Below are 11252 nucleotides of genomic sequence, written 5' to 3' on the forward strand. Positions count from 1 at the left end.
ACGGGACGGCGCCCGCGCGCTGCGGGCCGGGGCCCGCGCCCCCATCATCCCCCGGCCCGGCGGTCAGCGGCTCCCGTCGGCCCGGTCGACGCCGTCCCAGAGGTTGGAGTACCAGGGGAGGTCGGCCCCGCCCTGGTCGCCCCGGCGCTGTCGCGCCGCGTCCGGGTCGTTCGCGGTGAAGCCGGTCTCGCCCGGAAAAACGTAGTGCAGATGCTCGCGGGCCAGGCGCTTCACATAGGCCGGGTCCTGGAGCCGCGCCTTCTCGTCGCGCAGCTCCTCCACCCGCTCGGCGGCCTCGGTGGCCAGCCGCTCCTGCTCGGCGATCTCGTTCCGCTGCGACACGTACTGCCGCATGGGATAGGCGAGCGCCACGATCAGGGAGCAGACGACCAGCGCGAGGAAGGCCGCGCGGCCGGTGAGCCGGGAGCGGCGGGCCTGTCTGCGGGTCTGGGAGCGGTAGACGCGGGCCGCGGTCTGCTCGCCGAGCAGCCGGATCCTGGTCGCGGTGGAGAACCGGTCCCGGTTCTTCCCGGCCATCGCTCGCCTCCCCTGTCACGTGGTACGTCCCCGGACACGGTACGGGACCATGGCCGGGGACGTACGGAGACTTGCGCTTCCCCGGGGCCCGAGGGCCCGGGGGATCAGGCTGCGGTGATCAGCCCTTGAAGCGCGGGAAGGCGGAGCGGCCCGCGTACACCGCGGCGTCGTCGAGGATCTCCTCGATGCGCAGCAGCTGGTTGTACTTGGCGACGCGCTCGGAGCGGGCCGGGGCGCCGGTCTTGATCTGGCCGCAGTTGGTGGCGACGGCGAGGTCGGCGATGGTGACGTCCTCGGTCTCACCGGAGCGGTGGGACATCATGCACTTGAAGCCGTTGCGCTGGGCCATCTCGACGGCGTCCAGGGTCTCGGTCAGCGAGCCGATCTGGTTCACCTTGACCAGCAGGGCGTTGGCCGAGTTCTCCTCGATGCCGCGGGCGAGGCGCTCGGGGTTCGTGACGAACAGGTCGTCACCGACGAGCTGCACCTTGGCGCCCAGCTTCTCGGTGATGGCCTTCCAGCCGGCCCAGTCGTCCTCGAACAGCGGGTCCTCGATGGAGACGAGCGGGTACGCGGAGACGAGCTCCTCGTAGTACTCGGTCATCTCGGCGGCCGAGCGGGACTGGCCCTCGAACTGGTACTTGCCGTCCTTGTAGAACTCGGAGGCGGCGCAGTCGAGCGCGAGCGCGATGTCCTTGCCCGGGGCGTAGCCGGCTTCCTTGATGGCCTCGAGGATGAGGTCGAGCGCGGCGCGGTTCGACTCCAGGTTCGGGGCGAAGCCGCCCTCGTCGCCGAGGCCGGTGGACAGGCCCTTGCGCTTCAGGACGGCCTTGAGGGTGTGGTAGACCTCGGTGCCCCAGCGCAGCGCCTCGGAGAACGACTCGGCACCGATCGGCGCGATCATGAACTCCTGGATGTCCACGTTGGAGTCGGCGTGCGAGCCGCCGTTCAGGATGTTCATCATCGGAACAGGCAGCAGGTGCGCGTTCGGGCCGCCGAGGTAGCGGAAGAGCGGGAGGTCGGACGCCTCGGAGGCGGCGTGCGCGACGGCGAGGGAGACGCCGAGGATGGCGTTGGCGCCGAGCGAGGCCTTGTTGTCGGTGGCGTCCAGGTCGAACATCGCCTGGTCGATCAGGCGCTGCTCGGTGGCGTCGTAGCCGACGAGCTCCGGGCCGATCTGCTCGATGACGGCGAGGACGGCCTTCTCGACACCCTTGCCCTGGTAGCGGCTCTGGTCACCGTCGCGGAGCTCGATGGCCTCGAACGCTCCGGTGGAGGCGCCGGACGGAACTGCAGCACGGCCGGTGCTGCCATCGTCGAGGCCCACCTCGACCTCGACCGTGGGGTTGCCTCGGGAGTCCAGGATTTCCCGGGCTACGACGACGTCGATGGACGGCACGAGCATCTCCTTCTGGGATGTGAAGCTAGATGTGACGCATGCGGTGCAGGGTCTCTTTGGCCTTGCGACAAGAGCCTAACCGGCTCCGGGGCCCAGGCCAGCCGGGCGCCCGGACCGTGGGACGAAAAAGGACCCAAGGGCCTGCTTTGCGGGGCAAACGACACAAGTTCTACTGGGCGGTAACCGCGCAGGCCGTGCCCTGGACGCGGGAAACCCCGGCCCGGCGCGTACGGGGGAAGGGCGCGCCGGACCGGGGTGGTCACTACGGGGCCGTCGTGGAACAGGCCCTTACTTGAGGTGCAGCTGCTGACCCGGGTAGATGAGGTCGGCGTCCGCGACGATGTCCTTGTTCAGCTCGAAGAGCTTCGCCCAGCCGCCCTTGACGTGCTTCGCCTCGGCGATGGTGCTCAGGGTGTCGCCACCCTTGACCTTGTACTCGCCATCACCCTTCTTGACCTTCTTGCCGGTCGGGGTGGTGACGGTCTTCTTCGCCTCGGCCTTGGGGGCGGTGCGCTGCTGGCTGCGGGTGGTCGGCTGCTCGGCCTTGCGCTCGGGCTGCTTCGGCTGGGCGGCCGGAGCGGGCTCGGCGGAGCCGGAGTCGTTCGAGGCGCCGGACAGGCCCACGCCGCAGCTCGGCCAGGCACCCTTGCCCTGGCTCGCCAGCACCTTCTCGGCGACGGCTATCTGCTGCGACTTGGAGGCCTGGTCCGCGGAGGAGGCGTAGGCGGTGCCGCCGTACGCGGCCCAGGTGGAGGACGAGAACTGCAGACCGCCGTAGTAGCCGTTGCCCGTGTTGATGGACCAGTTGCCGCCCGACTCGCACTGGGCGACGGTGTCCCACTCGGAGGTGGTGGCGGCGGAGGCGGCGTTTGCGCCCAGCAGCGGGGCGGCGACCGCGGCACCGGTGATGCCGGCGAACGCGGCGAAACGGACGGCCTTGGACGGGCGGCGGTGCTTGTTCTTGCCGGAAAGCAGCATGGAGTTGTTCCCCTCACCGACGCCTGCGAGGTGAGCTGTCGGGTTCGGGCTGGTGGTGCCCGGTCGCGTGTCCGCGACTTCACCCCAAGCCGGTCCTCTGGTCGTCTGTCTCAACGACCGGGCCCGGCGTTTACCTTGGGTCCCCCGCTCCTGCCTTCGGCGCATGACGCGACGACTGTTCCCCTCGACCGGCGGCAGGACTCGGCGTTCCGGTCGGTGGGGCCCGCGATGGCGAGCGGTGACGACCGTAAACACAGACCCGCCTCAAGTTCAAAGACGGACATCAGGGGCAATCCCGCCCTACTTACCTTCCCTCGCGCGGCATTTGCGCAGGTGAGGCAGGGAAGAGCGGGACTTCACGGCCAAGGGGCGCCAGTTGGGGCAAAGAGACTCATGTCTCAGTTGAACAGAAGCGGACATAGGCGCCCGAACTACCCCTGCTTCGCTCCCAGATCGAGGCTCTGGCCGGGGAGGATGAGGTCCGGATCGCCGCCCACGGTCTGCCGGTTGGCGTCGTACAGGGCGGGCCAGCCGCCGGCGACGTCCTGCTCCTCCGCGATGGCGGAGAGATTGTCGCCGGGCTGGACGGTGTACACGGCCGGGCCCTTGTCCGCATTGCCGCCCTTGCCCGCCTCGGCCGGTTCGGTGCCGCCAGGATTCGTGCCCGTATCACCCGTAACACCCGCATCCGGGAGGTTGGATGCGTCTCGGGTGGAAACGTCACCTCGTGAGGCGTGTTGTCCGTTGTCGCGCTCATCGATGGAATTGCCCGCATCGGCACCCGTGGACCCGGTCGTCTCCTCGGGGGAGGGTGCGCCGCGGTGCTTGCCGGTGCCGGCGTCGGGGGTCCGTCCGGTCCCGGAAGGCGCGGGAGCGCCGGGGGTGAGCGACTCGACGGGCTGCGACGGCTCCGTACCGGGGGCCGGCGTGACGGGCGCGGTGGGGTCGGTGGGGAGGAGGGGCGTCGTGGGGGTCGGCGGGGTGGCGGGCGCGGTGGGTGTCGCGGTCCCGGCGGACCCCGGCTCGTCACCCGGGTCGACACCCGGCGTGGTGCCGTCGTTCGTGAGCCCCGCTATCCCGGCACAGGTGGCCCATGCCGCGGCACCCTGCGCGGCCAGCGCCTTCTCGGCGACCGCGATCTGCTGGGACCGGCTGGCGAGGTCGGCGCGCGGGGCGTAGTCCGTACCGCCGAAGCGCTCCCAGGTGGCCTGGGTGAACTGGAGGCCGCCGTACATTCCGTTGCCGAAGTCGGCACTCCACATCCCGCCGGACTCGCACTCGGCGACCCGGTCCCAGGTGGCGGCGTCGGCGGCGGACGCGGAGCCCGCCCCGAGCAGAGGGATGGCGATGGCCGATCCGGTCACCCCTGCCGCGACGATGAGGGCGGGGGCCTGGCGAGGTCGGCGGTGCCGTCCGTTCCCGGAGCGCATACGGGTTGCCTTCCGTGTGACTGGTGTGACTCGGTTGAGATTGACGGTGAACGTAGCGGCATTCGAACGTCAGTCACAAGTCGATGCAGAGGAGATCACATAAAAGTCACAGTCTTGACGACCCGTCAGTTCTGGCGGGGTGTGAACTCCACCGGAAGCGTGCGCAGTCCACGCATGATGAGCCCCCCACGCCAGCGCAAATCGGCCGGATCGACCGCAAGCCGCACATCGGGCAGCCGGGTCAACAGCGTGGCGAGCGCGGTCTGTCCCTCGAGCCGGGCGAGGGGCGCGCCGAGGCAGTAGTGGATGCCGTGCCCGTAGCCGAGGTGCTGGTTGTCACGCCTGGACAGATCGAGGGTGTCGGGCTCGTCGAAGCGGGCGGGGTCTCGGTCGGCGGCGGCGAGCACCACAAGTACCGGATCCCCAGCGGCGATTCGCTCCCCCGCGAGCGTGATGTCCTCGGTCGCGAAGCGCCATGTCGCGAGCTCCACGGGTCCGTCGTAACGCAGGAGTTCCTCCACCCCCGTCTCCAGCAGCCCGTACTCCCCCGCCGCGAGGGACTCCTGGAGCCGGTTCCGCTCGCCGGGGTTGCGCAACAGGGCATACACCCCATTGCCGATGAGGTTGACAGTGGTCTCGAAACCGGCGAAAAGGAGGATGAAGGCCATGGCGGCGGCTTCGTTCTCGGTCAGGTGCTCGCCGTGGTCGGAGGCCTTGATGAGACCCGAGATGAGGTCGTCCCCCGGCTCCTCCCTCTTGCGGTGGATCAGCTCGGCGAGATAGCCCCGCATCTTCTTCACCGACCGGGCGACCCCGCCGCGCGGGCCGCCGCCGTGCCGGATCATCATGCCCGCCCAGTCCCGGAAGTCGTCCTGGTCCTCGCGCGGGACACCGAGCAGGTCACAGATGGCGTAGATGGGGAGCGGGAAGGCGAAGTCATGGATCAGGTCCGCGCTCCCCTTCTCCACGAAGCCGTCGATCAACCGATCCGTCAGCTCCTGCACACGCGGCGCGAACTCCGCCACGCGGCGCGGGGTGAACGCCTTCGACACGAGCCGGCGCAGCCGGGTGTGGTCGGGCGGATCGATGTTGAGCAGATGCGTCATCAGCTCGGCCTTGCGCTCCCCGGGGATCCCGGTCTTCCCCTTCGCGTGCGCGGGCTCGTCATGGTGCGCGGGGTTCTTGGACAACCGCTGATCGGCGAGCGCCTGCCTGGCATCCGCGTGCCGCGTCACGAGCCAGGCCTCGACCCCGCTGGGCAGCCGGGTCCGGTGCACGGGGGCGTGCTCGCGCAGCCAGGCATAGGCGGGGTAGGGGTCGGTGGCGAACTCCCATGTGAAGAGCTCGGGGCCGGGCGTGGGCGCGGGGTGCGGCTGGTCGTGCATGGGTCGACGGTAACCGGCCCGGGGGGCGCTCACCCGTTCGATCCGAGGTCGGCCTCACCGCCGTGGAGGCGGCGGGGTACTCAGGGCCGAGGGCCGGCCGACTCCGCCGTGCGGATCGACTCGCGGTAGGCACGGGCCGCCGCCCGCAGCGCCGCCTCCGGGTCGACGCCCGCGGCCTCCGCGCGCACGGCCAGGGCCAGCAGGTCGTAGCCGATGCCCTCGCCGGCGGGCAGCTCCACGTCCAGGGAGGCGTTGCGGACGCGTGAGGCGAGCTTGGCCGCCAGCGCCAGGCCGGGCTGGCCGAGCGGCACGCCGTCCGTGACCGAGGCGCGCTGCTTCTCGACGGCCTTGGTGCGCAGCCAGTGCTCCTTGACCTCCTCCGGCGTCGTGGCCGTCTCGTCGCCGAAGACATGCGGATGGCGGTGGATCAGCTTCTCGACGATCGTGCCGGCCACGTCGTCGATCGAGAACGGCTCGTCCTCGTCCTCCTGGGCGATGCGCGCGTGGAAGACGACCTGGAGCAGGACGTCCCCGAGCTCCTCGCGCAGCTCGTCCCGGTCGCCGTCCTCGATCGCCTCGACGAGTTCGTACGCCTCCTCGATGCCGTACTTCGCGAGGCCCTTGTGCGTCTGCTGCGACGACCACGGGCACTCGCGGCGGATCCTGTCCATGACCTGGACCAGGTCGAGGAGCCGGGCGCCGGGGAGGTCGTACGAGCCGGGGAGCAGCTCCAGATCGGGCATCCGCACGCGGCCGGAGCCGGCGAGGCGGGCCAGGCCGTCGGTCAGGAGCTGGTCGCCCTCGCCCGACAGGAGGACCACGACGGTCCGGCCCCCGGCGCACGCGTCGACGAGTTCCTGGGCGTCCGGAGCCGTGATCTCCACCTCGACGCCGGCCTCGCGGAGGTAGGGCAGCTGGGCGTGGGCCGCGTCGGCGCAGAGCACCCGGTCGGCGGTGCGCAGCGTCTGCCACGCGGGCCAGGAGAGGAGTCCGGGCGCGACACGGTGGCTGGCGGTGAGCAGGACGATACGGCCGGGGCTGTCAGCGTTCACCCCTCGAACCTACCTCCCGGCTCAGGCACCGTCCGGCGCGGCCTCCGGCTGCGGGGTGAGCTGGCGCAGCCAGGGCGCCGAGTAGGTCCCGAGCTGGATCTTCTCGTTGTCCCAGGCGCCGTAGCGGGGGTTCACGTCGATGTCGAGCGCCTTCGACGCGGCGGTGAAGACATCGGTGAGCTTCTTCTGGCCCTCGGGGGTGTTGCTGATCCCGAGCTTGGTGGCGACCTTGTTCATCAGGATCTGCCGGCGGACGGCCGCGTCGATCTGGTCCGGCGCGATGCCCTGCGACTGGAGCAGCATCTCGGCGAGCTTTTCCTCGCCGCCGCTCTGTTCGGCGGCCTGGGCGCGGGTCTGCTGGATCTCCTTTCGGCTGACACCGACCCCGGCGTCGTCGGCGACGCGCTGCACGATCCGGTCGAAGATCATGACGTTCAGCTTCTCGCGGTTGAGATCCCCGGTGGCCTTGATCAGCTGCGCGGACTGCGGCGACGCCTGCTGCGCGGCCCGCACGTCCTGCACCTGCGCCTGCAGGGCGGCCACCTCGATCCGGTCACCGCCGACGACCGCGGCCGCGCCTGGGTGGGCGTCACTGCCACAGGCGGTCAGCAGCGGAGCCGCGGCGAGGAGCGCGGCGGAGAGGGCGAACGCAGTGCGGCGGTGCAAAGGAGCCTCCCGGCGGGTCGTGCGTCAAGTTGAACGACCTTGCGGTGATCGATGTTAGGCAGTCGAGGTGGCCTGGGCCACTACTTCGGGGCCACTGTTTCGACCAACGAGTCACGGGTTCGGGGGTTGCCGGGCCGCAGCATGATCGTCCGGGAGACCGCGAACGTCACCGGGATCGCCGCGGCCGACGCGAGCAGCGGGGTGTGGTGGGGGGAGACACCCTGCTCGCCGGGACCTGGGCGAAGCGCAACCGGGCGGAGGGCGGCGCCACGTCGACTGTTCCTTCCGGCCTCCGGGGCTGCGTCTCGGTGCTGACGTGAGGATGGTGGCCGTTCTGGGCGCTGATGGCGGTCGCGGTGGGCGGGGTGCGAGGACGGCGGGCCGACGGAGCTGGGGGCATGCCCCGGCGACGCGGCCGGCCCGGTCGGAACGGTCCGTCGCCCGGGTGACACCCGGACTTCACCCGACCAGCACCGTGCCGTGGCCCTCAGGGCGGTCCGCGCGGCGTAGCTTGCCCGCCATGCCCTCACTTCTGAGCAACCGGCTGGCCAAGCGGGTGCTTCGGCCGGCGTTCGCGCTGGTCGAGCAGCGGCTGGAGCGCGCCACGACGTCCTTCCAGACCGACCTCGACGCGCTCCATCACGAGGTCTCCGACCTGCGGCGCCGGCAGTACGGTCTCTCGCTCCTGCTCGACCAGGCGGGGCGGGACGGCGACCGCATGCCGACGGCCGCGCAGTTCGACAGCCTCGTACGGGAGGTGCGCGCCACGACAGGCGACGGTGGCGAGTGCGCCCGCCGGGACCTCACCGTCGCCTACCGGCACCTGGTCGCGCTGGAAGCGCTCGGCGTGGGCAGCCTCGCGGGTTCGCTCTCCGACGTGTGCGGCCGCCTGGCGACCGTGCCGCTGCTCGCCCCGCCGTCCGGTGAGGTCCTCGAAATCGGCACGCTGCACGGCCTGTTCGCGGCGGCGCTGCAGCGGATGCTGCGGCGCGCCGGCATCGGCGCCCGGCTGACGATCGTCGATCCGCTGACGGACACCCCGGCCCGCGCGGACATGGTGCGCGCGAACCTGGCCCTCGGCGGCGCGGCGGAAGCGGACGGATCGCGGGTGGTACGGGGCGACTTCGCGGACCCGGCCGTCCGGGCCGCGATCGCCGACCGCCGCTACGGCGTGATCGTCGTGAACGGCGGCCAGGACCTGGCCGCGGTCGCGGAGCTGGCCGCCCCGGGGGCGATCGTGGTCACGGGCCCGATCCTGGTCACGGGCGACGGCCCGGACGGAGACGGCCAGGAAAGCGGCAGCCCCGGCACGGCCGGGCTCCGGCGGGTGGGCGCCGTGGCGGACTCGGTGTTCCTGCGCGCCGGAGACGACGCGCGGAGCCGCTGAGGCCCTGCTCTCGGGCCGGCCCGCCCGATCCGGAGGACAGGCCCTGGCCGCCGGTCTGATCAGGCCGCGCATCTGACGCTGGCGGTCCAGGGCGCGGCGGAGCTCCACTGGGAGCGGGTGGTACGGCCCATAGGTGCGCTCGGTGTCGTACAGCAGGCTCTGCAACTGCTGCTGAGCCCCCGTGTGGTCACCGATCGCCAGCAGCAACTGCCCGATGCGCCGGCGGATGTCGAAGGCGCGTGCCTGGTCCGTGCCGTTCTGGTGGTACGGCAGGAGGCCGCGGTACTCGGCGAGCGCGGCGGCCGTCTCGCCCAGCTGCTCCAGGCACTGCGCCGCGTCGTAGCGGTACTGGAGCGTCTGCGGGTCGCCCGGGCCGGCCGCGCGATGCGGCCGACCCGGTCCCTTCGGTGCGTGAGCCCTACTTCACGGGCCCCAGGCACAGGACGAACTTCTCCTGCTCCCACTGCTGCGCCAGGGCGGCCTCGCCGGTCTGACCACAGGCGTTGACGTCGAAGGTGTCGTCGACGACCTTGATGACCTTGTAGTTGGCTTCCTTGTCGGAGCAGTCCTTGGTGTCGACCTTGGGGTCGGTCTCCTTGCCGGTCACCCGGACGCAGTCACCGGCCTCGGCGTGCACGGGCGCGTTGAAGGCGTACCCGATCCCGAACTTCACCGCGACGGCGACGACGAGCAGGGCGACGACCCTGAGGACCTTCTTGACCACGCCGGCCTTCTTCGGGGGCGCGGGCGGCACGACATACCCATGCGCGCCGGGCTCCGCGGCACCGTCCGGCCCGACGGGCGGCGGGACCTGCTGGGGGTCGGGGGCGTGGGGCGGGGGCGGGGTGGCCATGAGCGGTTCCTTGGGGGACGTGTACATGATCGAACGCGCGCACGCTACACGCAGGCGCCGACACAAAAGGGACCAGTTGGCAACGCTCCCCGATTCGGTGCGCAGTCGTGATTCTGTCGCCCCGTCAGGATCGAGCAACCGGATCCACGACGGGGACTCTGAGAGTCCGCAGCGGTTTCCCGGAGGAACCATCCTCCGGGAAACCGCTGCGGCTCCTGTCAGACCGAGTAGATCTTGGCGCCGCCCCGGTGGGACGGTCAGTCATGGCTCTCCTCAGCCATCTCGGCGTCGCCTGCAGCTGCAGGAAATAAACACGCTGTTCTGAAGCTCGGGAGTTGCCATCGGCAATCTGCCTCTTTGCGGCCCCCACGCTGAAAGCACGCAATGCTTCGACAATCTGTTTCAGTTCCGGCGGCCTGCGGAGCGAGAGCATACTCTGCGCTTCCAGGCGGCCAGCAGCCAACCGGTACTTTTCCGCATGGAGATCGACTTCGATGGGGTTCTGAACCCCGGAGGACTTCACCAACTGTTGCGCAAGCGTGAGCGAGATCACCGGGAAATATTGCGCAAGGAGTGCACATGGGAAGTCGGGTAGTACAGCTCCGCCATGGACTTGTCCAGGGTGATCCCCTGAACGACCGGTCCGATTCGACGCACGAGGCGCAGCGGTTGCCAGACCGAAAAGTCCGGGAAGAACTCGGCCCATTCTGCCGTGATCCGACGCGCGCCCGACATGCTGAGGTTTTCCACCCGATTCCTCAATGATGCAATTAAGTGCCGGCCTCGGTAGACACAACGCCAGCCCGTTCGCGCCATGCCACCGTCAATAAAGTAGCCCCCGTCGCGGATGCAACGGGGGCTACCAATAATCGCCAAGCGGGAGAGCGCCCAACTCGAATACGTTAACGCCTTCGGGTCGACCCATGCCTCGTGCCAGCAAATTTACAAGCGTCTACCGTGATTTTGGCGATCACGAACCGACGGAACCTCGTGATGCATAGGTCTCGATGATCCTGATTTGCTGCTCGACGGCCGCACGGCACCGATCACTGCTTTCCTCGTCCTCAATGGTGACGCGGCCGGTGAGGTGCGACATCAGAACAGCCTCGTAGCAAGAAGAGAGGATCTCCATCACGTCATCCACCGAAACCGAATGAGCGGTAGCCTCAAAAAGGCGAACCAGAGCCATCATGAACGGACCGACCGCCGGCCTGACCGGCGAATCAGGAAGACCGTCGTATCGCGCCAGAAATTCTGCCGAAAATGCAGAATCAAGCTGCCAATCTGAGGGGGAATTTCGGCGAACCTCAATTGCCGATTTTACCAACTCGGCATGTTCGGTGGGGAAGAATTCACCGATCGGGAGGCCGAGGAGAGGAATCGCGGCCTCAACCGCATCCAGTGCAGCGTTGGCCAGTTCCGCACCTTTCAGGCCTTCTAGGCTCTCTGCATGCGGCTCAATTTCTTGATCCCAAAGTTCCAACGCACTACCCTCTCTCCTCATGGCCGCAGGTACGGCTTGAACTTCAAGCCGTACCTGCGGAGCATCACGATATTATGCCGGG

At 69.6% G+C, this 11252-nt stretch carries 11 protein-coding genes, 1 pseudogene and 1 riboswitch; of the genes and pseudogenes, 1 reads left to right on the forward strand and 11 read right to left on the reverse strand.

The features are described 5' to 3' along the window. Positions 1-63 precede the first annotated feature (63 nt). The 7 genes from ACZ5VC_RS20210 to ACZ5VC_RS20240 form a co-directional block, all read right to left on the reverse strand. A complete protein-coding gene (locus ACZ5VC_RS20210) occupies positions 64-537 on the reverse strand; it encodes an FtsB family cell division protein (protein WP_469121395.1) in 474 nt (157 codons plus the stop codon). A gap of 118 nt (positions 538-655) precedes the next feature. Further along, positions 656-1942, reverse strand: a complete 1287-nt coding sequence (eno, locus tag ACZ5VC_RS20215; protein ID WP_468710293.1) for a phosphopyruvate hydratase — start codon at positions 1940-1942, stop codon at positions 656-658. 282 nt (positions 1943-2224) lie between these two features. Next, positions 2225-2914: a transglycosylase family protein gene (locus ACZ5VC_RS20220; RefSeq protein ID WP_469121396.1), complete on the reverse strand. Its 690-nt coding sequence runs from the start codon at positions 2912-2914 to the stop codon at positions 2225-2227. A 5-nt stretch (positions 2915-2919) separates the two neighbouring features. After that, positions 2920-3086, reverse strand: a riboswitch (cyclic di-AMP (ydaO/yuaA leader). A gap of 259 nt (positions 3087-3345) precedes the next feature. Continuing rightward, the gene (locus tag ACZ5VC_RS20225) at positions 3346-4344 is read right to left on the reverse strand and encodes a transglycosylase family protein (protein ID WP_469121397.1); all 999 of its coding nucleotides are present in this window, start codon (positions 4342-4344) and stop codon (positions 3346-3348) included. Positions 4345-4469: 125 nt separating this feature from the next. Continuing rightward, complete coding sequence (locus tag ACZ5VC_RS20230) at positions 4470-5729, reverse strand: cytochrome P450 family protein (protein ID WP_469121398.1); 1260 nt, start codon at positions 5727-5729, stop codon at positions 4470-4472. 80 nt (positions 5730-5809) lie between these two features. Next, positions 5810-6781, reverse strand: a complete 972-nt coding sequence (locus ACZ5VC_RS20235; protein ID WP_469121399.1) for a nucleoside triphosphate pyrophosphohydrolase — start codon at positions 6779-6781, stop codon at positions 5810-5812. Between the two features lie 21 nt (positions 6782-6802). Next, positions 6803-7447, reverse strand: coding sequence for a SurA N-terminal domain-containing protein (locus ACZ5VC_RS20240; RefSeq protein WP_469121400.1), 645 nt, complete (start codon positions 7445-7447; stop codon positions 6803-6805). 520 nt (positions 7448-7967) lie between these two features. Here ACZ5VC_RS20240 and ACZ5VC_RS20245 point away from each other — a divergent pair. Further along, complete coding sequence (locus ACZ5VC_RS20245; protein WP_469121401.1) at positions 7968-8834, forward strand: class I SAM-dependent methyltransferase; 867 nt, start codon at positions 7968-7970, stop codon at positions 8832-8834. Between the two features lie 63 nt (positions 8835-8897). Here ACZ5VC_RS20245 and ACZ5VC_RS20250 read toward each other — a convergent pair. The 4 genes and pseudogenes from ACZ5VC_RS20250 to ACZ5VC_RS20265 form a co-directional block, all read right to left on the reverse strand. Continuing rightward, a pseudogene (locus ACZ5VC_RS20250) lies at positions 8898-9212 on the reverse strand (serine/threonine protein kinase); the annotation flags it as partial. A 40-nt stretch (positions 9213-9252) separates the two neighbouring features. Then, positions 9253-9687: an LppU/SCO3897 family protein gene (locus ACZ5VC_RS20255; protein WP_468710304.1), complete on the reverse strand. Its 435-nt coding sequence runs from the start codon at positions 9685-9687 to the stop codon at positions 9253-9255. A 549-nt stretch (positions 9688-10236) separates the two neighbouring features. Then, positions 10237-10437, reverse strand: coding sequence for a hypothetical protein (locus tag ACZ5VC_RS20260; RefSeq protein ID WP_469121402.1), 201 nt, complete (start codon positions 10435-10437; stop codon positions 10237-10239). A 220-nt stretch (positions 10438-10657) separates the two neighbouring features. Then, a complete protein-coding gene (locus ACZ5VC_RS20265) occupies positions 10658-11170 on the reverse strand; it encodes a hypothetical protein (protein ID WP_469121403.1) in 513 nt (170 codons plus the stop codon). Positions 11171-11252: the final 82 nt, after the last annotated feature.

It is taken from the genome of Streptomyces sp. NPDC033174, from assembly GCF_055577795.1.